Origin of the sequence: Dyella silvatica (assembly GCF_026283955.1) — a bacterium.
Classification (GTDB): domain Bacteria; phylum Pseudomonadota; class Gammaproteobacteria; order Xanthomonadales; family Rhodanobacteraceae; genus Dyella_C; species Dyella_C silvatica.
Genome location: NZ_JAPDPE010000010.1, coordinates 23,462 through 50,460, shown reverse-complemented (window position 1 = coordinate 50,460; position 26,999 = coordinate 23,462). Strand labels below are relative to the sequence as shown.

The window sequence follows — 26,999 nt, the reverse complement described above, 5'->3', positions numbered from 1 at the left end:
ACTACCCGATCATCGACTATGCGCATCTTGCTGGGGCTTTTTTGTTTGTTGTTTTCGTTGAGCGTGCTGCCGTTGCGGGCGGATACCGGGCAGCAGCGGGCTGAGGCTGCGGGGCATGGGCTGGTGGGGTCGCTGGCGCCGCGGTTGGTGTTGAAGACGATTGATGGGAAGACCATCGATCTGGCCAGTCTGTATGGCAAGCAAGCGGTTTATTTGAAGTTCTGGGCGACCTGGTGCGTGCCTTGTCGTGAGCAGATGCCGCACCTGGAACATACCTATGAGCAGGCCGGAGCGGATCTGGCGGTGATCGCTATCGACGTCGGTTTTGACGATACGGTGGAGGAGGTGCGCAAGTATCGTCAGAAAATGGGTTTGCAGATGCCGATCGTGTTTGACGATGGCAGCTTGGGCGAGGCGTTCAATTTGCGGGTGACACCGCAGCACATCGTGATCGGTCGCGATGGGCGCATTCAGTATGTGGGCCATATGGCGGATGCCAAGCTCGATGCGGCCTTGCTCGCCGCACGCACGGCAGCGCCGATGCCGATGGCCGGTGCGGCGGCATCGAAAAGTGGCGTGCAGGAGGAGGCTGCGCATGTCGATATCGGAGATCGGCTGCCTGCTTTCAGCGCACAGACGCTCGATGGCGCGACGTTTCAGGCGCAAGACGCCGCGGTGAAGCGGCCTACGGTGTTGGTGTTTCTGTCGCCCTGGTGCGAGTCGTATCTGGCGAGCAGCCGTCCTGCGGTCGCCGCGAGTTGCCGTGCGGTACGCGAGCAGGTGGCGAAGTTGTCGCGCCAAGGCTCTACGCGTTGGCTTGGTATCGCCTCGGGTCTATGGGCGGGCAAGGACGATTTGAGCAGCTATCGCGACGAGCATCACATCGGCATTCCGTTGACGCTCGATGAATCGGGCAGCTTGTTTCGCCGCTTTCGGGTGATGCATGTGCCGACGCTGTTGGTGATCGATGCCGACGGCAAGATCGTACGCCGCACTGAAGGCGTGGACGCGCAGCTTTCCAGCACGCTGCGGGCCTTGTCGGCACGTTGAGTATCTGGCCGCGTGGGTCATCCATTCGCGTTCACTTGCTCCCGTATCCCTGTTCAACCATCAAGGTGAGGCTATGAATCACGGCTCGATTTTTGCAAAAGGACTATTTGCCACGCTGTGGCTGATGCTTGGCTGCAGTAGCCCCGCTATCGCTGCCGGCGCGGAGGAGCAGTCGCTGTTGCAGGCCAGGTTGACCCAGGCGCCGGGGCAACAACTCAGCGCGCTCACGGTGACTTATGCGCCTGGCCAATCGACGCCGCCGCATCATCATGACGCCGATGCGTTTGTTTACGTGTTGTCGGGGCATATCCGCAGCCAGCTGGCCGATGGCCCGGTCAAGGTTTATGGCGTGGGCCAGAGCTGGTTCGAGCCCGCGGGCACCGAGCACCGGGTCAGCGGTAACGCCAGCAGCAGCGAGCCGGCAAGCATGCTGGTGGTTTTTGTGGCCAAACCTAGCGCTGAGTTGATGATTACGAAGTAGTTGGCAGTGTAGGTCGTGGCCCTATGTTTTGCGCTGGCGGATTCAATCTTTCACGCTTGTCCGCACCCAGTCCAGATAGGTCGCATGGCCGCGATCCACCGGCACGGCGATCAGTTCGGGCAGTTCGTAGGGATGCAGCTCCAGCAGGCGCGTCTTCAATGCCTCGAAGCGCTCCGCGGTGGTCTTGATCAACAGCAACACCTCGTCATCCGTGGTTACCGCACCTTGCCAGCGATAGGTAGAAAGCACGCCGGGCAGGCGATTGACACAGGCGGCGAGTGATTCGCCGACCAGGGTCTCCGCCAGCCGCTGGGCGCTGGCGGTATCGGGGCAGCTGCAATAGCAGAGCAAGACGGTCTGGGGCATGGGCAGGTTATGGCAACTGGTAGTCGAAGGTGTATGAGTGTTGTCCATGCTCTATGATGATCGCCATGCTGCCGGTCAGCCCGGTCAGTTGTTCGGTACCCGAATCAGGGATGACATGGATGGCCAATTGCGGCTCGCCGCGATTCATCGTACCGCTGTGCTGCAACAGGAAGCTGCCATGGCGGCCGTGCAACGTGCCGGTGACGCGTTCGATCGCCACATAGCCGGCCGAGCCGGGCACTTCGCCGCCGGCCGAAAGCATTTCGCCGAGGCTGTGCGCCTCCAGCTCGCCATGAAACTGCTTGTCGATGGTGCGCGCATCGACGCGTGCCGGCTCGATGCCGGGTATTGCCGGTTGTGGCGTCAACTTCACTTCAAAAGGTCCGCTGGCGTGCATGGTGGTGGCTTCCTTCGACATCGATGGGGCTGAAACAAGCAGGCCAAACATGAGGCCTAGGGCCGCCATGATGCCTGCTGACGAGGATGATCGGGTGCGCATGATTGCTTTACCATTCGGGCACGGCGTGGTGGGCGCCGCCTTGCCATGGATTACAGCGAAAGTGCCGCGCCGATGATTGGAAAAACGCGACAGCCTGGCGCTGACCCGGGCCCACCGCGCGGTGTCTTGAAGACGCGGCTGGATCATGGCGAGTTTCAGCACGTCCGGCGCGCGCCATCGGTGGCTTTGGCGGAGTGGATCGAGCACTACTGGCTAGTCGGCTGGGATCTCCGTGGCCTGCCGGCGCAACAGCAGGAAACGTTGCCGCATCCCAATGTGCAATTAGTGATCGAGGCTGGCTGCACACGTATCTACGGTGTGCATAGCGGCCGCTTTACGCGCCTGCTCGAAGGGCAGGGCCGGGTTTTCGGAGTCAAATTCAGGGCCGGCGGCTTTTATCCTTTTCTGCGTGCGCCGGTAGCTACGTTGATGGATCGCTCGATGGGCGTGACCGAGGTATTCGGCGCATCGGCGGCAAGCTTCGAAAGCGAGGTGCTTGCCTGTGCCGACATGGATGGCATGACGGCGGTAGCAGAACAGCTGCTGTCCGCTCATCGGCCCTCGGCGGATACGCAACTGGCGGGCATCGCGGCGCTGGTTGCCGATATTGCCAACGATCGCAGCCTGACGTCGGTGGAGCAACTGACAGCACTCAGCGGCTTAAGCAAACGCGCGCTGCAACGCTTGTTTCGACAATATGTCGGTGTCGGTCCGAAATGGGTCATCAACCGCTATCGCCTGCATGAAGCGATTGCGCAACTACAGGCAGGCAAGCCGGTGCTCTGGGCCGACCTGGCCTTGGAGCTAGGCTATTTTGATCAGGCGCATTTCATCCGCGACTTTCGCCAGCTGGTGGGGCGCTCGCCGAACGACTATGCGCAGGCGGAGCGCCGATCCACTTCGTAGCGTTTATCGGAGTCAAGTCCTGGTCAATGGGTGGCTGATGCGCTCATCCGGCGCGTATGAAGCGGGCGATGGCGAAGCACTCCGGTGTTGTTGACGAAGTAGCTCTCACGCTCATCCGGTCAAGCGTGCCTCGCGGTCAGGCCGTGGCTTGGCCGTGATCAGAAAATATCCTCGCTTCGTCACGCAGGCATGCGATGCTTCGCCGCTGCCCGTTCCATTACAAGACCAAAGGTCGAAGCATGTTGCCCACCCTGCTCACGCGCAAACCCATTGACGAACTCACGGCCGACGATCTGGATACCTTTCACGTCTGGGCGTTTGCCGATGACGAAGAAGAGGTTGAGGGGCAGGATGAAACATGGGTTCGCCCACTCGATACGACGGTGGTTCCGCAGGGAGCTTTTTCGTTATCCGTCGCCGCGGCGTTCACTACCTCAAGCGGTTTGGAGCTGAGTGGTTTCGTCGGCGTATCGACCGACGAGGGGGTCGAGATCAGCCACGCCTCGTTGGTTACGTCGGGCCGTTACCTATGCCTGCCCGCTGTGGGCTACGCCGATGCCGCCGCGGATTACGACGAGCTTGCCGACGCACTCGGTCAAGCCGTTGCGGCGGTTTTTCCGCTGCATTTCGAGCTGCGCGTTCTGCTGGACGGCGAAAGCGTGTTTCGCCGCGGCCAGTTCAAATAAGCCCGTTGGGCTGGTCGGCCTGATCAACCCATGTAGGCACCGCCATTCACGGCATAGTCCGCGCCGGTGACGAACGCGGCGTCGTCGGAAGCCAGCCATGCGCAAACCGCCGCCACTTCGTCAGGCGATCCCAGTCGCCGCATCGGCACATTGGCAGCGAGCCGATCAAGCATGTCGGGTGGAAACGAGCTAAGCGCGGTACCGGTGATATATCCCGGCGACACCGTGTTGACGGTGACGCCGTGCGCGGCGATCTCGGCGGCCAGCGCGCGGGTAAATCCTTGTACCGCGCCCTTGGCGGTGGCGTAGTTGATCTGGCCTATCTGTCCTTTTTGCGCACTCACCGAAGCAATGTTGATGATGCGTCCCCAGCGGCGCTTGACCATGCCCTCGGCAACCTGCTTGGTGACGTTGAACAGCGAATTGATATTGCTGGAGATCACCGCGGACCAGTCGTCCGGGGTCATTTGTCGAAACAACACATCGCGAGCGCTGCCGGCATTATTGATCAGCACGTCGATCGGCCCTACTTCACTGCGCACCTTGTCAAAGGCTGCAACGGTGGATGTCCAATCGCGCGCGTTGCCTTCGGAGGCGATGAAGTCAAAGCCGCCCGCTCGCTGATCACGCAGCCATTCCAGCCGTCGTGGCGAAGCGGGGCCGCAGCCAGCCACCACGGTGTGGCCGCTGCGGGCCAATTGTTGGCAGATGGCGGTACCCAGACTGCCCATGCCGCTGGTGACGTAAGCAATACGCAAACTCATAGATATCTCCAAGATTGGTTGGCGCGCACGCCAGTCACAGAGGAACAATGCCGAGCAACAGCGAGGCGCTTAGCAGTGCCAGGCACATCAACAAGGCCCACTTCAGTGCGAAACGCTGGAAATCGCCGAAATCGATGCCAGCCATGCCCACGAGTAGATAGGTGGACGGCACCAGTGGGCTGAGTAGATGCACCGGCTGGCCCACCAACGAGGCGCGCGCCATTTCCAGCGGCGTAATGCCGTATTGGGCGGCGGTGTGAGACAGCACCGGCAGAATGCCGAAGTAGAACGCATCGTTAGAGACGAAGAAGGTCAACGGAATACTGATGATGGAGGTGATGACCGCCAAGTGCGGCCCCATGGAATCGGGGATGATCGCCAGCAGGCTGCCAGCCATGGCCTTGACCATGCCGGTGCCCGACAAAATGCCAGTGAAAATGCCGGCCGCGAATACCACCACGACCACGGATAAGGCATTGCCCGCGTAATGGGCAATGCGCTGTCGCTGTAGCAACATGTTCGGGTAGTTGATCGTGATCGCCAGCGCAAAGGCGATCATGAACAACACCGGCAGTGGCAACATGTTCACCACCAGGGCGGTGAGCAGCCCAATGGTAAGCAACAGGTTGACCAGCATGAGCCGGGGGCGGCGCAAATCGTCGGCAACCTCGACCTTCGGCAAGACCGGGTCGGCATCGTCCTCGTCTGGGCTGGGGATGAGTGGCTGATCGCGGCGGTAACCGAGCCGGCGACGCTCGCCCATGCCCAACACCCAGGCGACCATGACCACGCCCAGCATGCCTGCCAGCATGGCTGGAATCATCGGCATGAAAACCTCGGCCGTGTCCACGTTCAGTGCGGTAGCCGCGCGTGCCATGGGCCCGGCCCAGGGCGATATATTCATTACCCCGCTGGCTAGAATGATCACCCCGGCCATTTTTATGGTGCTGATTTGAAAGCGTCGGCACAGTGACAGCATCGCCGATACCGAAATCATGTAGGTAGTTGTGCCCTCGCCATCCAGCCCCGCCGTCATGGCCAGCACCGCCGTGCCCACCAATATTTTTAGCGGGTCACCTTTGACCATGCGCTGCACGCGGTTGACCAGCGGATCGAACAGGCCGGCATCGATCATCACGCCAAAATAGAGGATCGCGAACATCAGCATGACGCCGGTGGGCGCGATCTTCTTGATGCCTTTCAGCATCATCTCGCCGATGTCACTGCCGAAGCCGCCGAACAGCGCAAAGATGATGGGAATAGCGATAAGCGCGACCACTGGCGATAATCGCTTGAGCATGATCAACGTCATGAACGTGATCACCATGCCAAATCCAAGTAGTGTCAGCAAAATATTGCTCCCTATCAGGCAAGGTCGAATCGCATCGTCGCGGCACAACGCCGCACGATGGCGATGCGATCAGAAAATGAGTTGCACTCGGGTCGCCAGAGCGTTGGTGTTGTCGAGCGTGGAGTGAGTCAGCCGATCGCGACTGCGGCTATGAATAAAATTAAGCATCAGGCGCAGATTGGCGCTGTACGTCCAGGTGAGGCCTAACGTGTAGGCATCCACCGCGCGGTGGCTGAGTGGAAGGTCGCCCAGCGTGCGCTGACGGCCATCGATATGGTCGTAGCGCCATACGAGATCCCATGCACCCGATCGTTTGTTGCGCGGTCCAATGCCGTCGAAGCGTCCGACATTGCGGTTGTATGGGCGCGACTCGCCGGTGAGGGCATAACTCAGTTGCGTGTAGTACGTCGTCACGACGGCGCGCTGAATGCCATCGTCATAACGGGCATTCGCATATTCGCCCTGCAACGACCAAGGGCCATAGACTGTGCCCAGCTCCAACGCGCTCTTGATTACATCCGTCGGTGCGCCGTTGCGGAACAAGAGCAGGTTGAGCCGGCTATCGTCGCCCTTGGCGCCTACGGGACGCACGGTGAGGCTGGCGGCCCGTCCTTGTTCTGTGGCATTGCTGCGTGAGTAGCGTTCCTTGGCCAGCGACAAGCCCAGGTGCAACAACCGATTTTCGGCGCTGGGCGGCGACCAGGTGAAGCGTGCCGCCTGACCCGAGCCATTGGAACGCACGCCGTCGATATCGTTGAGACTGTAGGCGGTCAAGCCATAGGTGAGTTGGTGAAACCGCCCCTGATAGGCTGCTCCAAGACGGAACAAAGGGGCCACCGTAGTGGCGACGAAAGCACGCTCCAGCAGCATGATGTTGTCGGAGCTGATGGTGTCGTCCAACGAGAAAAAAGGTTTGAACTGGCCGAGAATCAACCTGCCTGGACCGATCCGCCGACGCAGATAAAAACTTTTGTAAGACACCTGGTTGTCGGCCAGATCCACCGAAACGCGATAATCGAAATCGTAGATCTTGCCGACTAGATTGACCCACCCGCGCCGCACCTGAATGCCACCGGCATTACCTGCGCCACGGTTATCATTGTCGAACCTCACGAAATCCAGATGCAGACGACCGCCAAGCTGCGCGGTGATGCGACCGTTCGCCTCCTTGATCGGCGGCAGCAGCCACGACGGCGTCACCGATTCAGCCGATAGGGACTGCCATACGATGCTTAGCCCCAGGGCTATCGCTGCGATCCGTCCATTGCGCATCTGCCAATCTCCTTGCGTATCGCTCATATCAAGCGATCAACATGGAAGGCAGGCTAGGTAAATCTAGCTGTCAAATACCTGTCATTCGATGTTGCGCCGCATCCTGGCCGCGCAGCCGTTAAGGCCTATGATGTTTCACGCCTTGACGGAGAAACGATGCGAATTTTGCTGGTTGAAGACCACGCCGAGCTTGCCCATACCATCGCCCGGCGATTGCGACGCGGCGGTCACACCGTGGACTGGCAAGCAGATGGAATGCGCGCAAGCGGACTGCTCGAGTACGAACGCTACGATCTGGTGGTACTCGATATCGGTTTGCCTCGACTGGACGGCATCGGCATTCTTCGGCACATGCGCGACCGCGGTGACCATACCCCGGCACTGATGCTTACCGCCCGCGCCGAGATCGAGGATAGGGTCAGCGCTTTGGATGTCGGTGCTGACGACTATCTGGGCAAGCCTTTCGACTTTCGCGAGCTTGAAGCCCGCTGCCGCGCCTTGCTTCGGCGGAGTCAAGCGCATGGGGTTAGCGTGATCCATATCGGTGGCTTGCGCCTCGATCATGCCGCGCGGCGACTCACCCTGCACGGTCAGCCGATAGATCTGCCACGGCGCGAATACAGCTTGCTGGAGATGCTGATCGGCCAGCTCGGGCAGGTGATCGACAAGCAAGAACTGACCAATCGCCTATTCGGTTTCGCCGAACACGGCGGCCCCAATGCCATCGAACTGTATGTGGGGCGCCTGCGCAAACGGCTGGGCGACACGGCGGTACGCATCCAGACGGTAAGAGGAGTCGGCTATATGGCCGAAGCCGTGGACCGCGCCGAAACCCTGCGCGATGGATAGCCCGTTGCAGGTGCGTGGTTCGATCCGGCGCAAGCTGATGACTTATCTCGGCGCGTTGTTTCTACTCGGCATGATCGCCTTGTTTGTTGTGGCCCAGCGCTATGGTCGAAGTGCAGCCAATACCGCCTATGACCATTTGCTGGCGGCTTCCGCACTGTCCATTGCCGACGGCGTTACGTTGGATCGCGGCCAGTGGAAAATGGATCTGCCCTACGCCGCGCTCGACTTGCTCGCGATGGCGCCGGACGACCGCGTGTTCTACCGCATCGTAACCTCCGACGGCCGCACCCTGAGTGGCTACGACGATCTGCCAGGGCCGCCCTCGGGCACGGCTTCGCAAGTCTTTTACGATGCGATGTATAGCGGTGAGCGCGTGCGTGTGATCAGCCTCGAACGCTGGTCGGCCGACCGCAGCAAACACGGCTGGGCTCGTGTACAGGTGGCGCAAACCAGCCTGGCCCGCGATGCCCTGGCCGACGACATCGTTTGGCGGGCAACATTGGCGATTGCCTTGCTCACCGTATCGGCCTTGTTGCTGGGCTGGTTGGCGGTCCATCGGGCATGGCGGCCCATCGGCCGGCTGGAACACGATCTGCGTACGCGCGAACCTTCCGATCTAAGCCCGTTGCAAGGACCGGTGCCAAAGGAAATGTTGCAGCTGGTTCACGCGCTGAATCGCTTCATGATCCGGCTGGCGGAAAACCTCGATACCTTGCGTGCCTTTATCGGTGAAGCCGCGCATCAATTGCGCACGCCGCTGGCGGCTTTGCGCGCGCAGGCGCAAGTCGCCGTGGACGAGAGCGATCCGGCCGAACAGCACCTGAGTCTGTTGGCGATCGAACGCAATGCCGAAACACTGACCCGCCTGACCAATCAATTGTTGAGCGATGCAAGCGTCAGCCATCGCGACCATTTGCGCCGCTTCGAGCCGCTCGACCTGGCCGAGATCATCCGTCAGGCCTTGTACGCAAGCGTGCCTCAGCGCGAACCGCGGCCAAGCCTGGAGCTGCATGGGCTTGATGCGCCCGCGCCCATGCGCGGCGATGCCCTGATGTTGCGTGAGGCAATTAAAAATCTCATCGACAACGCCCTGAAACACGGTGCGCACGAGCGCGGCCCGCTGCGTCTCGCGCTCGACTCCTACGCCGCATGCTGGCGCGTGGAGATCGCCGATCACGGGCCCGGCATTACAGCGGCGGATGCCGGCAGTGTGTTTGAACGCTTCCAGCGCGGCAGCGCTGCAACCGTCAGCGGCGCGGGCCTGGGGCTGGCGATTGCGCGGCGGGCGATCCTCAGTCACGGCGGCAGCATCTCGCTGGAGAATCGCCGCAAAGGCGGCCTGCGGGTCATTCTGGACATCCCCAAGGCGCCCGCCACATGAGCCGTATCGCGCTGAAACACTGGCTGGTCTCGCTATGCCTTGGCTGCTCAAGCCTGTCATTGCAGGCGGCCAACAGACCGCTCACCGTTTATCCGGCGCGACAACCCGGTGGGATCACGTTGAACATCTACAGCTCTACCAACACAGATAGGTTTGCTGGCTTGATCGAGGATTACATCAAGCTCAATCCGAGCACCACGATCCGCTATCAGGAATACGACTCGCAAAAACTGTACGCAGATTTTCTTGCCGGCCGCATGGCAACGAATAGCCCGGACCTATTGATCAGCAGCGCTATGGATCTACAAACCAAACTGGTCAATGACGGCTACGCGCAAACCCATGTCACTGATCAGAGCAAAGCGCTGCCCGGCTGGGCGCAATGGCGCAAGCAGATTTTCGGTTTCAGCTATGAACCTATCGTGCTGGTCTACGACACCCGCCGGCTGCCTGCCGCGCAAGTACCGCATACACACAAGGCGCTGCTGAACATGCTGCTGGATCCCAGCGAGCCCTTAAAAGGGAAGATCGGCACCTATGATGCGATCACTAGCGGTCTGGGCTATCTGCTGGCTACTCAAGATTCCCGCATGGGCAATATGGCATGGAAAGCGGCGAATTGTTGATCGGCTACAACCTGCTCGGCTCGTATGTCCATGCACGCATCGCCCGCGGCGCACCGCTGGCGATGGTGCTGTTGGAGGATTACACCTTGGTGATCACCCGCACCGTGCTGATCCCGAAAACCGCAGCACACCCCGGCGAGGCCGCGCATTTCGTCGACTATCTACTGTCTATCCGCGGGCAAAGTGTGCTGGCGCGAGAAGGCGGCATTTTGCCCATACGCAAAGATCTACCCCGGCCAGCACTTGATTTTGCGCTCGACAGCAGCGCCAGTGGACCGATGCGACCGATCCGCCTGGGCCCCGGCCTGCTGGTCTATCTGGATCGATGGAAGCGGCGCAATTTCATTGAAGATTGGAAAAGCGCGCTGGGTGAATCTTCTGCTTCACCCTTGCCGCAGCAGGATGAGGGCGGGCAGGGTGAGCTTCGCGCTAGATAGGTTTTCGTGTTCGGGGGGCGGTTGTCGGGGTTCGCCCTCACCCCAGCGCAGGGGCCGCCAGTGGTCTCGATCACATCCGCATTCACATCAAGGTGGCCCGAGGAAAATATCATCAAGCACGCTGGCTAATGCTTCGAGTTCTACCGTTCGCTGCTGGGTCAATTTTCCGACTGGTTTGCCTAGCGTTTCGATCAGGATGGCATTCATCGCCGGTCGCGATGTGGTGGCATGCGAGGCATAGTTGCCGAAGCTGACACCTTTTTCGTGCGGCGACTTGTCGGTGGGGTAGGTGGCGCTTTCTTTCTTGGTATCGAGTTTATTGCCTGGCAGCCGTGCGCCAAGACCCTTGGCTTTGTGCGCCATCTTCAAGGCCAGGGCGTTATCGCCGGCTTCTTCGCCCGGACGAGGATCGGAGGTGATGCTGGCTGCACCGGGCCCTTTCTTGCCATGGCCATGAACGCTGGCGATGCGTTCGGGTTTGAAGCGTTCGATCAGGTCGAGCAGCAACAGATTTTCGGGTTCGATCTGGCGGCCTTCGGAGTCTTGATTCTTGCTGGGATCGACCGCTTGGCCAAGCTTAGGCATCTGTCGATTGGGGTCGGCCTCGCCTGGTGTTTTACGGCGTTTGGCGTCGACATTATCGGCAAACAGCTTGGGCACGATGATGACGGAGTAGAACGGAGTGGCCGCACCCGCAGCGGTCATCTGCGCCAGCAGGCGGTTGACCACATCGACACCGGCCGTTTCATCGCCATGTACCCCGCCGATAATCATCGCCCGTTTATCGCTGGTACCCGGAAAGTAGAACGCGCTAATCGTTTGCCTGTTCGCACCTACATCGAACTTGCCTTCGATATTTCCCGCCTCCTTGCCCCAGTGATGTCCATGTGCACGCTTTTCACGTTCCAGTAACGCAGCATTGGACCAATGGGGTTCGGGGCCAAATTGAATAATCTGGTCAGCTAGCCAGCGATTGTCGGTAATGGTGGCTGGGTCGGTATTCGGGCCAAAGGTTTTATCCAGCACGGCATTCAAGTCAGGGTCGGGCTTGAGCGGGCCCTGCGCGCGCAGCACGTCAAAGACGTGATCCTTATTGCCCTTGCTCAGCGAGTCGTCGACTTGATCGCTGATCGGGCTGAGTTGCACGGTGCCGGCGGCGATGGCCGTACTTGCCCGTGCCGGTCGTCCAGTCAACAAGGTAGCCGCGGCCTGCGATGCTTCGTGCTCGGCGGCGTTGTGTTGCATGTCGCCGGTAGGTTCAGTGGCAACGCATGCACTGGCGTGTTGCTGTGCGACATGGGTCAACTCATGTGCAAGCAGATGGCGTCCAGCGAGTGTCTCGGGTGAAAACTGCTTGCTGCCGAAGAAAATGTGTTCGCCACGAGTGAGCGCGCGAGCGCCCTGACGATCCACCGAGGTAGCGGTTTCAGTGTGGATGCGTACCTGACTGAAATCCTGGCCTAGCCGCGGTTCAAAAAAGGCACGCGTGGATGCATCCAGCGCCTGCCCGGAAGAGGGGCTGCCTGCAGCTTCAGATGGTGGCGGGTTGACCGCGATCGCGCCCAGATCGAAATGTGCGGTTGGGCCAGCACGGGCGGCCACATCGCGTCGAGGCAGCGGTTTAGCTGGCTGCTTCGCCAATGAATCGATGTCGCCAGCGAGCTTGTTTGCCGGGGGCTGCGATGTGCGACTCACCTGGGCACTCCTCGATTATTCGCGCGGTTTGATCACGGCATCGCGTCGGCAGGTTGCACTGGGTCGTTTGCCGCTAAGGTGGCTTGGGTGGGCCTTGGCCCGCCCCCGGAATTGCCTTCACCGTGAATTTCTTGGTCGTGCCAAAAACGCCACGGGCGGTGCGCAGCTCGATACCTGCCGATACTTCAAGCATCCAGTCGCTGCCGGAGCGTCGCGCTGTCACAGAGCCACTGCCGGCGAACAACATGAGGCTCTTGTCGTCGCGACCGACAATGAAGCCGGTGAAACTTTGCCCATCGACAAAGACCAGGTCTTTGTTGGTCGGATAAATATCGGTTTCACCGGCGGGGGTGCCACCGAATTTTTTCTCCAGAACGTCGGCGAGTTTCTGATCTGGCTTGCCCTTCGGGTCGGGGGCTTTGCTCACCGCATCTTGGGTAGCGGCGGCCCCGGGCTTATCCGACTTGGCTGGATCAGGCGTCTTCGCCGCGTCGCTGTCGGGGGCTTTCTTCGCGTCGTCGGTCTTCTTGGTGTCGCCACCGTCGGCGGCTTTTTTGTCTTTGTCAGCAGCGGGGTCGGTGGGTTTGCCTCCATCCTGGCCATCGCCGGTGCCAGCTCCTTTGCGTTTGGCCAGTGCGTTTTGAATCGATGCCAATATTTCATCGATGGTTTTGCCTTCGGTCGCTTGCAATTGCTGCATCAATGCGGTGACATCGTCGTCGCTCAACGGTGGATTGGCGGCAGCAATGATGGCGCGCAAGCGCTGCAAATCGGCCGGGGTCGGCTTGGGCCCGGTGCTGCCTTTGGTAACAGCATCGAACAGTCGTTGCGCGGGCGCCGGCAACGGCGGTCCGGTGTCGCCAGTTTGCGTGGGCGGCGCATCGTCCGGGCCTTTCTTGTCACCACTGTCGTCTTTTTTGTCGGCACCGGCTCCCGGCGCAGCTTTTTGGCGTGCCTCCAGCGATTTTTTCAAAGCTTCGACGGTGATCTTGCCGTTGGGAATCACCGTGCTGTTTTCATCGGTCACCTTGAGCAGCTCTTTCAGTTCCTCATCGGTGAACTGGTCGCGATTGGCTTCGATCACCCGGGTCAGTTCGTTGCCCAGCGCTTGCTGTGCCGCGTTGGTGTTGCCTGACTTGGAGGCATCTTCCATGATTTTTCGCAATGCCGGATCTTTCTTGATGGCATCGCGCACATCGTCCGGTACTGGCGCGCCTTTTTGCGCGGATAGTTTGCACAAGGCATCGATGTAATCGTCACCGGATAAGCCGATGCTGGCCTCTGCGCCATTGCTGATCAGCACGATGGCGGCAAGCACCATGGCTGGTGCGGCAGCCCTGCCGGCCATCCTCTTGCCCATCCAGGCCATGGCCGCTGCCATGAGCGCGAGCAACGCCAGGTCGCGCGCCGCGATGGGGATGGGAATGGGTTCGGGGTCGCCGAAGATCGGTTTGTCTTTATCCTTTCCTTTGTCTTTGTCCTTCTCTTTATCCTTGCCCTTGTCTTTCTCCTTGTCGTCATCCTTCACTTTGTCTTTGTCTTTGTCATCGACCTTCTTGTCTTCTTTTTCCTTGACCTCGTCGGTTTTTGGGAACGGTTTGGGGATGCGGTCGCGCGGCCCGTCCTCGCAATCGCATTCGGCGACGAGCTCTTTGAAGTCGGGGATGCACGAGTACGTATAGACGCCGAGAATCGGTGGGTTGACGCGGAGCTCTTGTTGCTGCGGGCAACCCTTGGGCGCCATGGTGGGGAAGGGGATCGGTGCGAACGGCGGCGGTATGGTCAGCCGCTGCGTATGCAGGCCTTGCTTTTCCAGTTCGCCGGAATACCACAGCAGATCGCGGTCGCCGCCGAATACACCGCCAAGATTCGCGGGCTTGATCTCACCGATGATGACGGTGTCGTGTTCCATATTGAACATGCCCAGATCGAGCCGCCCGTTGTCATCGGTCGGGCTGGGCAGCATCCCAGGCAGATGCAAGGAGATTTCCGTATCTACCTGTGGGCGTTCACGATGGAATGCGCCTTCGATCAAGGTATGCGCCATGGTGCCGACGTCACCGAGATTGTCAAAGCAGAGGCCACAACCGCCCGCTGGCGATCCCGGCAGGCGATGCAAACCGGCGCCCGCGTGCTGGCGCACCGGCGGTAGCGCGTTGCCGCTATCCACCGCGGCACGCACCTGTTCGGCTTCTTGTTCCGCGCTGGAAGTGGGTGAGCCGATGGTCAGTGGACTAAGCGACGCGCTGCTGCCCGACTGTTGCACCACGTGCGTCAGCTCATGCGCGAGTACGCCGCGGCCGCCGCGATCGTTCGGCTGGTAAGCACCGCTGGCAAACGCCACGTGATGGCCCACGGTATAGGCTTGGGCGCCAACCGCCCGTGCTGACGCATTGGCTTGTGCATCGGTGTGAATGCGCACCTGGCTGAAGTCGTGTTTGAACATCGTATCCATGTCATGGCGCAGCGGTGCGGCCATCGGCTGCCCCGATGATTCCAATACCCGATGCACGCTCGCCGGTACCGTTGATGCGGCGCTTTCGGCTGCGCCGCTGGCTTTACGTTGCAGTTCACCGCGTTTTTTCTCGGTGCATTCGCTGCAGTCGCCGCCGCTGCTGGAGGCGCCGCAGGCGCATTTTCGTTGTAGCAAACCGGACGTGCTCGGTGATTGGCTCGGCGTGGCGAGGTCGGTTGGCGGCGGAGGCACGATGCCGATGGTGCCTAGATTGAACGCCGCCCTGGTGCGAGATTCGCTGGCGGTTGCGCGCGTATGCGAAGGCTCTTCGCCAAGCACGGTCGGGCCGCGCATCGTCGGGCGAGGCGACTTGCCTGCTGACTTTGCCAAGCTTGCCTGCGGCGTGATGGCTTGGGTTGCGCGCTGCATGTCACGGCCTCTGGTGCAGCTAAGCGTGCAGCTTGATAAAGGCCGCGATATCGGTGTGCAGAACCTGGATCGCCGCGGCACGCTGCGGGGTGGTTTTGCTGGCGCTGGGTGTGGTTCCGGCCAGTTGGGCGGCGGAAGCCTGCTGCACCGATTTGCCGAGTTGATTAAGTATGTTCATCACCGCATCGCGCTTGGGGTCGATCTGATTGCTCAGGTTTGTGCTGAGGCCGGGCAGGCTGGGCACCACCACCGGGGTGCCCGCCGGCATCTTGCGTAAATCGGTGGACAAGTGTGGGTTGGCGAGGGCCAACGCCTTGCTTGCTTCGGCGAGACGCTTGTCTTTGGGCTTTAGCGCATAGACCCGCGCGGCGATGTCGGCAAGCGTGGCGTCGTTGCTCAATGGCACGATGTTCATGAGATAGGTTTCCGGTTTACGCCAGCAGATTTAGAGGTTCCCACGGAGCTTTCAGCATGTCGTTGTTGAGCGTGATACGTCGACTGACGATGTTGCCGAGCACGGTGGCGGCGGGTTCTTGCTTGTCGATCGAGACCGTGGTCACCGTGATCGCCAGGCCAGTCTGTATGCTGCTACTGACGATGCGATTGTTGCCGGCGATGGCGGTATCGCAGGCGATTTGCACGACGGGGTTGGCGGTATCGGGTGTGCCGGTTTGCTGACAAACGTTGCCGGTGAACCCGCAATGGCCACCCTGGCCGATATCTACCAGCGGGATGACACTGTTGCCGGTGAGCATGTTGCCTTCGGCAATCAACATCTCGCCGCCTTTTTCGATATCGTTGACCGCAATGGCACTGAAGCTTCCCGACTGGGTCGTGTCGGTGCTGTTCTGCCGTACCGTATTGCCGGACACGGCAAGCTGGGCGAAGTTGGCTACCGCAATGATGCCGTAGCAGGTTTGATCGAGTGAGCCCGGCATGCCGATATCGCTGATATCGTTGCCCGATACGGTGGCGGTCTGCACTCTCTGCAAGCGTATGCCTGCCGCAGAAACCGGTTGCGTGCTCAGGCTGCCGATCAATCCGACGGTGTTGTTTTGCAGCATGGCCGTCGGCACGCCGACGACCTCGATACCTATCAAGTACGAGCCGACCGTGGTTACTTGCACGCCAGCGGGTTTGACGTACTCTTTGGCGAAATCGCCCAGCTTGACCTTGCTGCTGGCAACGTTGACGACGCTGGTCCCGGTACTGACCGGCGCCAGCACCGCGAGCACTTCGTTGCCGCGAATGATCGCCTCGGCGGGCGTGCCGCTGCCAGCCACCACAATGCCGACCCGGGTCACTTCGGTAATCGAGTTGTCGATGACCGAGCTGACCAGTACGTTGCCGGTGATCTGCACGCCGGCCCCGGCGAACGCGTTGATGTGATTGCGGCTGATATGCGCCTCGGTTATCGGCAATTTTCCGCCGGGGATCGGGCCAACATGAATTGCCGCCTGGGCCGTCACGTAGCCGCTTCTTATCGCGCTGCTCGAGGTACTGTAGTCCGCCTGGGTGACCACATTGTCGGCGATGATCAGCCCGTCGGTGCCGCAATAAATACCGCCGCCTTGCACATCAATGTGATTGCGCTCACTGCGTATCGCCGCCCCCGGCATGGCAATACCTTCGATACCGATGCCTGCGGTCTGACAAGCCATGATGCGGTTGGCCGATAGCGAGGTTTCCAGCAGGAAAGCGCTGAGCGCGACGTCGCTGTTGATGTCGATGATGGCGATAGCCGCCATGGCGCAAGGCATCCAGTTGTCGAGCACATCGAGATCGCCGGCGATCAACACGTCGCGGGTAGTCTGCATGGCGCCGTTGACCAGCCCGCCACCGGTGGGGGTATTGATGCCGGCGAGCAGGCTGGCCTTGCCGAGGCCAACGTCGGCGATCAATACGTTGTCGCGGATCGACGTTTCCAGCACAAAACCGTCGATGGCGATGGCGATGCCGCCCGGTGTAAACAAGTTCGCCAGCGATGCCGTGTAGATCGGCGCCGCATAGTATTCGAGCTCGGTCGCGATGCCGTTGACCGGTGCTGGAGCGGCGGCGGCTGGTGCCGGTGCCGGCGCGGCGGCACCGGCATTGTTTGCCTGGGCAGCTGACACCGCCATGATGCCGCAGCGTTCAATCGCCACCTCGGCCGAGTTAATCACCTGGATGCCCATCACTACCGGTGTCACGGCGGGCGTGCCGACCGTAGCGCCGGCGGCCGCGGTGCCTGTGCTCGTAGCGGTCGCTATCGCCAGCACGGAGAGATCTTCAATGCGCAGGCCGAAATCAGTGTCGAGCTGCAGCGCCGGGCCATCGCCGGCGAACAGCAGTACGCTGGCCGGGCCTTGTCCGCTCAGGGTTACCGCAGCCAGTCCTTGCAGCAGCAGGGTTGCGCCGAGGACGAAGACGCCCGGGCCCAGGCAGATGCGCCCGCCGGTGGGTCGAATCTGTTCCACCGCCATGGCGATGGTGGCCGTGCCGGCGTTGTGATCTTTGGCATCGACGCACACGGTGCAACCGCAACCGGTTTCCGAGGGGTTGGCCGGCGGCCATAACGTGCGGCAATCGCTGTTGATGGATACCGTGCCGCCGGAGGTTGCATAACTGGCAAGCACTGCATAGTGGTGGCGAATGCCCAGCGGCGGCGTTTGGCTGAGTGTCTGCACGGAGGCATCGGCGGTACGCGCGGCAAAGCACCAGAAGTCGGCGGTGTTGAATTGTCCGTTGACGATGCTGGCATCTAGCGCCAGGGTGACCTGCACGCCGTCTTCCAGATCCATCCAGCCGGCGCTGATCGGCAGCAGGCCATTGCTGTCGACGCCTTGCGATTGATCCCAGCGAATGATGCGGGTGTGGCGGTTGGGGTCGGCGGCGTTGAAGCTCGCGGGCAAGGCACGGTCCAGGGTGATGCTGAGCGTAGTCTCATCGGGTGGGCCGACAACTTGCGCCATGGTGCCGGGCAGGCCGGCCAGTTCGGTGGCGTCGTCGGTGATTTCCACCCAGTCGTTAGCGTTGAAACGCAGCACCGAATCGCGGCCGATGCGATCGACACTGAGTTTGCAGCTGCTGACGGCGTTGCTGATGCCGGTGACCCGGCTGACGATGGAGGCGTTTTCGCGCGACCATTTCCAGCGCGCGGCAGCGAGGTTGCCGGCGGTATGAATCTCTACCCGGTACAAACGGTTTTCGATGCCGCGATAACCGCCCTGGTCCGGCAGGATGCACGGGTCGGTCGGCGTCACCGGTGCAACCGCCTGGGTGGAAATCTGCCCCGCCGAAGGCGGCAGCAAGCCACTGAGATCGGTGCTGCATGACAGCGTGGCGCCTCCGGCCGCGGTGCTCGGCAACAGCTTGACCTGCCACACCGTTTGCATGCGGGTGGTGGTGTCGACGCCGCCGAGTGCGATATCCAGCAGGCCGGGGTCTTCGATGTAGCTGACCTCGCGCTTCCAGACGTCCAAATACACCAGGCCGTTGCCGGCGATGGCCGGCGGGTTGGGGTAAAACGGCTGGTTGAGATAGGTCACCGCCTGGCCGTTGACGGTTTCGCCGGCAAACAACTCCGCCTGGATGCCGTCGATATAGCAACGGCCGGCGCCTATCGCCAGATCGGTGCCGGCGCCGGTAGCGGTGATCTTGAAGCCATTGGGTGTGGTCAGCGCGGGTACTGCCACCGGGCCAAAGGTATCGGCTGCCTGGGTTTCCCAGCGTCGCGCATGCAGCCACGCCATGCCGTTCCAATCCGAGTCCAGGTGGACCCGGCCCTGCTGCATCAGCACTTCAGCGTAGTGCTTGTGCAGTCCGTCCGCGATGCGGGAATAGTCCCCGGCCATGATGGTCGATCTCCCTGCAGTGATATGAGTATCAAGTGACGAAAAGGGTGGCTGCCTGGCGACTGAACGGCAGATATTCCTGCAATCGGATTTGCAGGTTCTTCAACCGCTGCGGTTGTTTGAGGTGGCAGTAAGCACCCATTTCCGAACCGTCTTGCGCGCCTTGGGAAATCTGTCGCGGCGCATGCAGATGCAGTTGCAAATAGGGCGGCTGTCCGTAATAGCGTTCGGTAAAGGCGGGCAACAGCCACGACACCACGTCATCGTGAATGGCCTGGATTTGTGTGGCGCTCAGCGGCGGCCCGTTGCCGGTGGCGTTGCTGATCTCGGTGGCGATTTGCAGATCCGGCTGGCAGCGATAGCGGCGTGGCGTGCTCGAGCCATCCGGCACAAAACTGAAACGCACGCAGCCTTGTTGGCGGTGCAAGGTGGAGACCACCCCGTTGAACAAGGCTTCGGTGGCGCTGAGCAGCTGCCGAAAATAACTGGCGCCCATCAAGGTGCTGCGCTCGATCCACGCCGGTGGCCCCCAGTCGGGTGTGCCGCCGGCGCCGGTTACCGCCGGTCCGTTGACGCCATCGATGATGCTGTCGAGCAACCACAGGCGGCTGTTCTCCAGCGGCGGTATTTGCACCGGCCCGCTGATGCTGAAAATAAGTTCGACATCGATCGGGCTGACTTCGGATGGCACGGCAATGCTCGGCAACACCGGCACGGGCGCTGCGACATCGATCGCCAAGCCGGGCACCAGGGTCGTATGGATCAAGCGCAAACGGCCCAGGCTTGCGCTGACCTGCACCGCGCCTTCGACCAGCAGGCCGGACAAGGTGACGGTGGAGGCCGGGTGCGAGCCGTTGATGGTGATCGAGCCCTGCACATGCGGCCAATGCTGATCCACCGCTTCAATCGTCAGTGTGCCGCCATCGAGCGGATCGATATGCAGCGACTCGATATAAGTGGCGCTGTCTTGAATCGAGATCAGCACCTCTTGAATACCCGCCGCGGCGGTCAATGCGGCGGAGATGGTGGCATAGCTGCCGCCGGTGCCGACGGTAAATACCTGCAAGCCGGGCAGGCCGCGATTGAGCAACCAGTTTTGCCGGTCATAGCCGCCGCCACCCAGCTCGGCGGGGAAGCCGCAGAAGCTGCTGATGTTGACTTGCTTGGGGCCGGACAAGCCGGTGGCCGCCCAGGCCGAACCGAAACTCAAGCGACCCAGCGCTACATCGACACCGACCATGTTGGCCGGCGGTTGCCGCCACTGCGACAGGTTCATGCTTTGCATCCGCGCGGGCGGCACCGGAGTGCCATCGGCGATGATGAAAAAACTGCCCGAGGGTGCGCCCGGCGCCGGCAGATCCAGGCCGAAGCGACCGTAATATTGCGTGTATGGCGCGCTGCTCGCACTGCTGACGTATTGCAGCAAATCGTCATAGAACGCGGCAGGGCGAATCGGCCCCGGCAGCAGCGGCTCGGCACTGGGCAAGGTGGCGTCGATGCCGGGTTGCCAGCGCGTGAACATGGGCGCGTTCTGGCCCAATCGGCTGACATAAAAGCCACTGCCGCCGGTACTCGGCTCCGGCCGCGCGGTAATTTGATAAAGCGGCGAGCTGAACAGCCGCCACAGGAAGATGCCGACATTGGGAATGTTGTGCCAGCCTTCCAGTTGCCGCGGTGCGCGCACGTCGACCACTCGCGGCGCGGTGTCGAAGGGGCCGTTGATGGTATCGATGGCCGGCACGTTGCGCAGATCGGGCGCGTAGAAACTGTTGGCCCGGACGTGATTGCGCACCGCCTGCGTCCACGCCAGTGTCTGGAAGAATTCGCATACATGCGCCGCCCAGCCGGTGACATCCGACGACAGCTGTTCGAGCATCGGCAAGGTGGTTTTGCGGCGGCGGTAGAAAATGGTTTTGGCGACGTCGGCACGCGCGCGCAAACCGATCGCCGGTTGAAACGAGGGGCCGACCAGGTCGGTGGTCAATCCCGCGGTAGTAGTCGACGGCGCGAGGCGCGAGGCATCGGTCAGCGGTGTGGACTGCACCAGGTCGCCGATATACGGCACCACCCATGGCGCACAGGTTTCGATAAACAAATTGTCGTAGTTCTGCGCCAGGTCTTCTTCCAGTACCGCGATCTGATCGACGGTGACCGAGAGCAGGTCTTTCAGCGGGCTGCCTTGTTGCGCGTCGCGCAGGCGTGTCCACGCCGGCAGCAAGGCATAGACGGTGTCGATATCGAACATCAGTTCATCACTCCCATGGTGACCAGAGGAGCTGGGTCGAGCGTCAACAATTCGGCCGGGGCCGCGGCTTGTCCGCCGGACGGCGCCGCCGCCGCGACGAGGATCGAGTTGAGCCCGGGCAGGCTATCGCTGCGATAGAGCTCGGTGATTTGCACCGCTTGCACGCCAGGCACGTTCTGCGCCACTTCAAGCACTTCGGACAAGCTGACCCACTGGCCGAAATCGCGCGCCTGAAAACCGAAGGCCGCGCGCAGCGCGCTGGTGACCGTCTGCTGCAAGGCAGTTAAGGTGGCCTGGTCGGTGGGCAGGCTGGGGCTGATCAGAATATTGATGCCGAGCTGGAACGTCACCGGCTTATAGGTTTGCAGATTCACCTGCACGGTCGAGTCGCCGAAGCTGGCCAGGGCTGCGGCGAGATTGCCGGCGAGCTGACCATCGTTGGGCACCGCCGCGCCATCGATGCCGGCCAGCGTCAACACGACTTCGCGGTTGGAGCCGTCCCAGCTCCACGTCGCCAGGGCTTTGGCGATACCGGCAAAACCCAGCGCGAAGTTTTCGTAATCCATGATCGATACCGCGCGTTGCAGGGTAGAGACGCTGAGCGGCGCATTGCTGCGCGCCTGCTCTTGCGGCTCGGCGTCGGCACCGTCAATCGCCGGTAGCGGGTTGCTGACCGACTTCAAGCCCAGCGGACGATTCAGCAGCACGTTGACCTGGCCGGCATCGAGATTGCCGCCGCTGCCGATACCGGTGCGATACACCGCGCGGATATTCAAGGTGCCGGTGGGCAGGCGCGCGCCGTAGCTCACGCCATCGCCAAACAGTACCGTGGTGTTGCCGGCATCGTCGTGGCGGGTGGTGAATACCTGCGCGCGCGGGCCCTGGCCGTACAAGGTATCGACCAGGGTCCAGGCGACATCGTTGCAGTACACCTGCAAGGTCGACGCCACGCCGCTGGGTGTCGCCGCCGAGACATAAGTCAGCGGCGGCTGTTTCAGGGTGAAGCGTTGGAACGGCATGGAAGCATTGCCGCTGCCGAGCAATTCCTGCACCGTCTGGCCGGCGGTGGCGGGTGCGACATTGGCGTAGATGGTGACCGAGTTGAGGTCGAAGGCGTGGGTGATCGCGCTGGCGAAATCAATCGTGGTGTAAAGCAGGTCGCCGGAATCATAGGTATCGGCGATGCTGGTGAGATCGGCCAACACCGGATCGCTGGCCGCCGGCGGCGTCCACAGCAATTGCGTGGCGTCGGTGGTGACCGTGCCGCTGAAACCATCCAGCGTTTGCAAGGTGTAGACGCGCGAACCATTGGCCGCCTTGATGCCCAGGCTTTGCACCAGCAGCTGCTCGCCGGCGATCAGCGTGCGGCTGCCGGAAAGATCCAGTGCTTCCAGGCTGAGCGCGGCACCGATCTGCACCTGCACGCGCGCGCTTTGCCCGGCGACGATGATCGATTGCCCGGCGACCAGGCCGGTGATGCGCGTACTCAATTGCACACTGCCGACACCCAAGGGTTCGACCAGCGGTTGTTCGGCCAGCGGAATCTGCTCGCTTTGCACATACACCGCGGCATTGCGCGGCGAGAACCATTCGATATGGTTGCCGGCGATACTGACCCGGGTAACCCGGCCGCTTAAGCCGAAATCGGCCTGGTTGGTATCGACGGTGCCGCTCACTTGATACAGCTGGCTCGGCGGCTTGATGTGGTTGCCGGCCTCGGACAGCACGATCCAGCTGCCATTGGTGATTTGCGAGTACACCGCATCGAGATAGATTTGCGTGGCTCCCACGGCCAGCGTCGCCTCCACCCAACTGTTCTGGCGGCCGGCGTAGACGCCGGTGATAAAGTTACCGCTGGTGCTGGAGGGGTCTTTCTCGCCGATGCGTTGCGCCACCGGCAGGCTGAGCCATAGCGGCGCGTTGTAGCCGAACAGCGATGCCTGCCGCCGCAGCGCATAGACATTGGGCAGGCTGGCTGGCGTTTCCGGCGGCGTCGGCGCCACCGGAATTTCCAGCGTGACGTGGGTGAAGCCGCGCTGGGCGTTGACGTCGATCGAGGCAATCCGGCGGAAGTCCCAGCGGTTGCTGCTGGGGTCGCTTACTTTTTCGCTGCCGACCAGCACCAGGGGATCGCCCGGCTTCAAGCTGAGCGCGGTGCCTTGCAGCCAGATATCGCTATCGCCCTGTTGCGGAATAGCCGTTTGCGTCAGCCGCGGCTTGAGCGCGCTGAAAGCTTGCTGTGCGGTGATGGCCTGGATGGATTCAAATGCTTGCGCCTGCTGCCCCGGCCCAGGGGTACTTTGCACCAGGGTGCCGCCAGGTAGGTTCAGGGTCGCCGGTGCGCCGGCGGTGGTTTCCATGCCAAAGGCCAGCGCGGTATGTGCGGCCACGCCGGGGCTTAGCTCGTAACCGATCAGCCGTGCGAGCTCCAGAATGGAACGACGTTCGGTGGCCGTGCGCAGATAGGACTCTTGCGCGAACTGCTGCTGATAAAACGTATGGATGTCCGCGACGATGGCGAAGGCATCCAGCAGCGCGATCGAAAAATCGTCACTGCTGCGTGCGCTAAGCGGCACCAGCGCGGGGCGGTCGGTGTCGGACAAACCAGCCAGCATGCTGCGATAAAACGTCGTGTAGTTGCCGACGCGCACCGCGACCGCGGGCAGGCCCGGGCGATTGTCGATGCCACTCGGCGTGGCGGCGGTGACCCCGGCGCAGGCGCCGCAGCTGGGATTCATCTGCGTGCTCATTGGCCGCCTCGCACGGTCAGGTTGAAGACGCCATGGCCTGGGTAATTCGGGTCGTTATCGCAGCGCGGTATTTCGATTTGCGCAAACGTCAGCTTCCATTGATTCAAGCCATCGCTGCTGGCCTGGTACAAGCGTTCGAAGCGGGTGATCTCAACCGCATCGACCCCTGGCACGGCTTGGGCCAGCGCATACAGTTTGCTCAGGTAAAGCGTTTCGCCGAACGTATGCAGGTCGGGGTTGAAGAACGCGGGCGTGCCGTCGCTGCCCAGGCCGGTGCCGAACAGTCGGCGCAGTTCAAGTTCGATGTCGGCGCGGAACCATGGCGATTGCACGCACACTTGCATATCGATGCGCAACGGCACCATCGACGGCGCGTTCACCTGCAAATCGTGACCGATCACGCGGTAGCGTTCCAGATACGAGCGGATCGAACCGGTAAAGGTCGCGTCTACGATCAGGCCATCAGGCCGTTCGACGGTGTCGAACACGGTGTTCCAGCTGCCGGTCCAACGGAAGTTCGCCGAAGCGGCCGATACCAGTGGATTGCGCAGCGAGACCGCGGCGTAGTCGGCCGGGGTGACCGCACGCTCTTGCACCAGAAACGCCGCGGGCGCGGCTTGCAGCACGCTTTCATTGCTTTCCGGATCGATGCCGCCGACCGCCGGCAAGGGATTGGTGACCGACAGGATGCCGGGCGGCAGTGCACCGGAAAGTGGCGCCACCACGTGCGCGATGCTGTTGGCGCCGATCATTCCGGCGACCCCGTTGCCGATGCGGTACACGGCGGTAAAGGCGTCGCCGGCGACCGGGCGTTGGCCGTATTCGTCATCGCCAAAACGCAGCCGCGCCACCATGTCACTGTCGATCTCGACCACGAAGTCGGCCGAGGTCGGGGTGCTTTCCAGCAAATCATGCCGCGCCGTCCATAACTCCATGCCGCCGGCGCCATTGCTGGCAACGGCCATGGCCGGCACCGCGTTGGCGATATCCCATTGCATGGCCGCGCTGGCAGGCGCGCTGGGATCAAATGCCAGCAAGGCGGCTTCGGGCTCGCCTTCGAACACGGTATCGACGATGACTTGTCCTTGCTGGGTCAGCGGCGATTGCGCCAGCGGCGGATTGAATCGCGCCGGGATGGAGCTTGGCGGCGCGGGCTCGCAGCTGTCGCCGCCGCACGCGCTGATCGCGTACAAGCTGGGCTCGGGCATGCTGCCGAGGTTTTCGATGGCCTGCGCCAGGCCGTGGTCAGCCAGCACCACGTTGCCCCAGGCCAGGCTTAATTTATCTTGCGGAATACCGCCGTGCGCGGCATCGGTCACCGAGGAAATGCATAGCGGGAAGCTCAACGCATCGGCATTGTCCCAGCTGATATTGACGATCGAGGTACCGGTGAGCGGATCGGTCTGCACCGGTTCGCCCGGCAACGGATCCTGCGTCACCACACGCAGCGCCTGGCGATGCGTGGCATCGGCGTCGGCGGCAAGGCCGGTGGTTGGGCTGCGCATTTCCTGCACGATCAGCACACGGCCACGCAGATCGACCGCGGTGGCCGGTGCATACAAGGTGGCGCTGGTGCTGCCGCTGGGCAGGCAGCAGCGGGCGTCGCCCCAGGTATAGAAGTAGAGCGTGTTGATAGCGCTGTAGAGCAGCAGGTCGTGCATGGTTTCAAAGCAGGTCGGTGTGGCGGAGAGCGCGGCCTCGCGATGAGCCAGATCGATCAGCGTGGTGTTAGACAAGCGGGTCAGCAGCAGGCTGCCCGGTTGCGGCGGGAAGCTGCTGAACCGCGGGCCGGGCAGGGTCTTGCCATCCGCTGTCGCCGCAACCTGCAGCACCGCCCACACGCGCGCGTTGCAGCCATCGTGCATGGCGTAGTCGACCAGCTTGGCGTGCCGCCGCACCGACACGCGGCGCCGTGCGGTGCCGAGGTACGCCTCGGTGGCGATGGCATCTTGTTGATAGCTCAAGCGGTCGGCGACATAGGCCAGCACTTCGACCAGGGCTATGCCCGGGTCGGCTTCGCTGCGCTCGCTCCAGCTGGGCGCGGTGACGCTCATGCGATCGAGCATCTGCTGGCGGTAAGTGGTGTAGTCCTTGGCCAGGTAATCGATCGGCGGCAGGGGTTCGGCCGGCGGCTCGCAGCAGGTGTTTTGCTGGCAATCGATATCGGCGGGACATTCCACTTTGAAGCCGAACGATAGGCTCGCCAGCAACGGATCGAGTCCGCTCAGCGGCTTGCCGTCCGAGCCGATCACATTCAGCACGTAGGGCGAAAAATCGCCGTAAGCGGTCAGGTGCAACACGACCACCGTGCCGTCGTAACTGACCTGGTCGACCAGGATGCCGACGATGCGTTCGCCACCGGTAATGGAGAAATTCGCCGGGGTCAGTGCCGCCGGCGGCGGGTTGTTGACGAAGCCGACCCGCAACTGCCGTTGACGCAGGGCCGGCGTGGCCGCTTCCAGATCCACCACGTCGAGCCAGTCGATGCCATTCAAGGGGCTACCGCGCACCAGTGTGCGGCGGTTTTGATCGCAGCACAGATACATGGTCATGGCGATGGCACCGGGGCGGAGAAGCTGGCCGTGCGCTGCTCTTGGGTCAGGCGGTTGATATAGACGATGTCGATAATCAGGCTACTGTCCTGATCGGTGACCGTGAGGCTTTGCACCAGGATGTTTTGCGCCAGCCAGCCTTGCAGCGAGCCTTGAATCAAGAACTGCGCGGTGGCGGCCACGGTGTCTGAGGCCGGGCCAAAAACCATTTGCGGCACACCGCAACCGAAGCTGGGCAGATTCACCCGCTCACCGGCGCAGGTCATCAGCACCTGCTCGATCATGTCGCGCAAATGGCTGTCGTCGTCGGTGATCGCGGTGCGGCCGCGGGCATCGAACTGGTAGGGAAAGGTGATATTGCCGCTCATCGCA

21 protein-coding genes are annotated in these 26,999 nt (G+C 61.8%); 8 read left to right on the top strand and 13 right to left on the bottom strand.

Going from position 1 to position 26,999, the window contains the following annotated elements:
- The first annotated feature begins 45 nt into the window (after positions 1 to 45).
- Positions 46 to 1,050, top strand: coding sequence for a TlpA family protein disulfide reductase (locus OUZ52_RS03855; RefSeq protein WP_266156997.1), 1,005 nt, complete (start codon positions 46 to 48; stop codon positions 1,048 to 1,050).
- Between the two features lie 73 nt (positions 1,051 to 1,123).
- On the top strand, positions 1,124 to 1,531 hold the full coding sequence (locus tag OUZ52_RS03850; RefSeq protein WP_266156994.1) for a cupin domain-containing protein: 408 nt from the start codon (positions 1,124 to 1,126) through the stop codon (positions 1,529 to 1,531).
- Between the two features lie 42 nt (positions 1,532 to 1,573).
- On the opposite strand, the gene cutA is transcribed toward OUZ52_RS03850, so the two are convergent.
- Both cutA and OUZ52_RS03840 read right to left on the bottom strand, forming a co-directional pair.
- The gene (gene cutA, locus OUZ52_RS03845) at positions 1,574 to 1,897 is read right to left on the bottom strand and encodes a divalent-cation tolerance protein CutA (protein WP_266156993.1); all 324 of its coding nucleotides are present in this window, start codon (positions 1,895 to 1,897) and stop codon (positions 1,574 to 1,576) included.
- A gap of 7 nt (positions 1,898 to 1,904) precedes the next feature.
- Positions 1,905 to 2,363, bottom strand: a complete 459-nt coding sequence (locus OUZ52_RS03840; RefSeq protein WP_266156992.1) for a DUF3224 domain-containing protein — start codon at positions 2,361 to 2,363, stop codon at positions 1,905 to 1,907.
- A gap of 78 nt (positions 2,364 to 2,441) precedes the next feature.
- Here OUZ52_RS03840 and OUZ52_RS03835 point away from each other — a divergent pair, with 78 nt between their 5' ends.
- Together OUZ52_RS03835 and OUZ52_RS03830 are read left to right on the top strand one after the other, a co-directional pair.
- Positions 2,442 to 3,302, top strand: coding sequence for a helix-turn-helix domain-containing protein (locus tag OUZ52_RS03835; RefSeq protein ID WP_266156990.1), 861 nt, complete (start codon positions 2,442 to 2,444; stop codon positions 3,300 to 3,302).
- 239 nt (positions 3,303 to 3,541) lie between these two features.
- Positions 3,542 to 3,988, top strand: a complete 447-nt coding sequence (locus OUZ52_RS03830; RefSeq protein WP_266156989.1) for a hypothetical protein — start codon at positions 3,542 to 3,544, stop codon at positions 3,986 to 3,988.
- Between the two features lie 23 nt (positions 3,989 to 4,011).
- Here OUZ52_RS03830 and phbB read toward each other — a convergent pair whose 3' ends face one another.
- The 3 genes from phbB to OUZ52_RS03815 all read right to left on the bottom strand — a co-directional run bounded on the left by phbB (position 4,012) and on the right by OUZ52_RS03815 (position 7,402).
- Entirely contained in the window at positions 4,012 to 4,752 is a 741-nt protein-coding gene (phbB, locus tag OUZ52_RS03825; RefSeq protein WP_266156987.1) for an acetoacetyl-CoA reductase, read from the bottom strand.
- Positions 4,753 to 4,786: 34 nt separating this feature from the next.
- Positions 4,787 to 6,103, bottom strand: coding sequence for a CitMHS family transporter (locus OUZ52_RS03820; RefSeq protein ID WP_266156986.1), 1,317 nt, complete (start codon positions 6,101 to 6,103; stop codon positions 4,787 to 4,789).
- 69 nt (positions 6,104 to 6,172) lie between these two features.
- Positions 6,173 to 7,402 carry an OprO/OprP family phosphate-selective porin gene (locus OUZ52_RS03815; protein WP_266156984.1) on the bottom strand — a complete coding sequence of 410 codons (1,230 nt, stop codon included), beginning with the start codon at positions 7,400 to 7,402 and terminating at the stop codon, positions 6,173 to 6,175.
- 129 nt (positions 7,403 to 7,531) lie between these two features.
- Here OUZ52_RS03815 and OUZ52_RS03810 point away from each other — a divergent pair, with 129 nt between their 5' ends.
- From OUZ52_RS03810 to OUZ52_RS03795, 4 genes are all read left to right on the top strand, one after another.
- Positions 7,532 to 8,224 carry a response regulator transcription factor gene (locus OUZ52_RS03810; protein WP_266156983.1) on the top strand — a complete coding sequence of 231 codons (693 nt, stop codon included), beginning with the start codon at positions 7,532 to 7,534 and terminating at the stop codon, positions 8,222 to 8,224.
- Complete coding sequence (locus OUZ52_RS03805) at positions 8,217 to 9,605, top strand: sensor histidine kinase (RefSeq protein WP_266156982.1); 1,389 nt, start codon at positions 8,217 to 8,219, stop codon at positions 9,603 to 9,605. Before OUZ52_RS03810 ends, OUZ52_RS03805 begins: the two co-directional genes overlap by 8 nt.
- A gap of 119 nt (positions 9,606 to 9,724) precedes the next feature.
- Positions 9,725 to 10,231 (top strand): ABC transporter substrate-binding protein, encoded by a 507-nt coding sequence (locus OUZ52_RS03800; protein WP_266156981.1) that lies wholly within the window; start codon positions 9,725 to 9,727, stop codon positions 10,229 to 10,231.
- Complete coding sequence (locus OUZ52_RS03795) at positions 10,210 to 10,668, top strand: ABC transporter substrate-binding protein (protein ID WP_266156980.1); 459 nt, start codon at positions 10,210 to 10,212, stop codon at positions 10,666 to 10,668. Before OUZ52_RS03800 ends, OUZ52_RS03795 begins: the two co-directional genes overlap by 22 nt.
- Positions 10,669 to 10,755: 87 nt before the next feature.
- Here OUZ52_RS03795 and OUZ52_RS03790 read toward each other — a convergent pair whose 3' ends face one another.
- The 8 genes from OUZ52_RS03790 to OUZ52_RS03755 form a co-directional block, all read right to left on the bottom strand.
- Complete coding sequence (locus OUZ52_RS03790) at positions 10,756 to 12,363, bottom strand: eCIS core domain-containing protein (protein ID WP_266156978.1); 1,608 nt, start codon at positions 12,361 to 12,363, stop codon at positions 10,756 to 10,758.
- A 73-nt stretch (positions 12,364 to 12,436) separates the two neighbouring features.
- Positions 12,437 to 15,247: an eCIS core domain-containing protein gene (locus tag OUZ52_RS03785; RefSeq protein WP_266156977.1), complete on the bottom strand. Its 2,811-nt coding sequence runs from the start codon at positions 15,245 to 15,247 to the stop codon at positions 12,437 to 12,439.
- Between the two features lie 19 nt (positions 15,248 to 15,266).
- Positions 15,267 to 15,662, bottom strand: a complete 396-nt coding sequence (locus OUZ52_RS03780) for a hypothetical protein (protein ID WP_266156976.1) — start codon at positions 15,660 to 15,662, stop codon at positions 15,267 to 15,269.
- Between the two features lie 16 nt (positions 15,663 to 15,678).
- Positions 15,679 to 19,080, bottom strand: coding sequence for a DUF6519 domain-containing protein (locus tag OUZ52_RS03775; protein ID WP_266156975.1), 3,402 nt, complete (start codon positions 19,078 to 19,080; stop codon positions 15,679 to 15,681).
- A gap of 31 nt (positions 19,081 to 19,111) precedes the next feature.
- Positions 19,112 to 21,325 (bottom strand): hypothetical protein, encoded by a 2,214-nt coding sequence (locus OUZ52_RS03770; protein ID WP_266156974.1) that lies wholly within the window; start codon positions 21,323 to 21,325, stop codon positions 19,112 to 19,114.
- Positions 21,325 to 24,063: a putative baseplate assembly protein gene (locus tag OUZ52_RS03765; protein WP_266156973.1), complete on the bottom strand. Its 2,739-nt coding sequence runs from the start codon at positions 24,061 to 24,063 to the stop codon at positions 21,325 to 21,327. Before OUZ52_RS03765 ends, OUZ52_RS03770 begins: the two co-directional genes overlap by 1 nt.
- Positions 24,064 to 24,071: 8 nt before the next feature.
- Positions 24,072 to 26,627 (bottom strand): putative baseplate assembly protein, encoded by a 2,556-nt coding sequence (locus tag OUZ52_RS03760; protein WP_266156972.1) that lies wholly within the window; start codon positions 26,625 to 26,627, stop codon positions 24,072 to 24,074.
- Positions 26,624 to 26,995, bottom strand: a complete 372-nt coding sequence (locus OUZ52_RS03755; protein ID WP_266156971.1) for a GPW/gp25 family protein — start codon at positions 26,993 to 26,995, stop codon at positions 26,624 to 26,626. Before OUZ52_RS03755 ends, OUZ52_RS03760 begins: the two co-directional genes overlap by 4 nt.
- Positions 26,996 to 26,999: the final 4 nt, after the last annotated feature.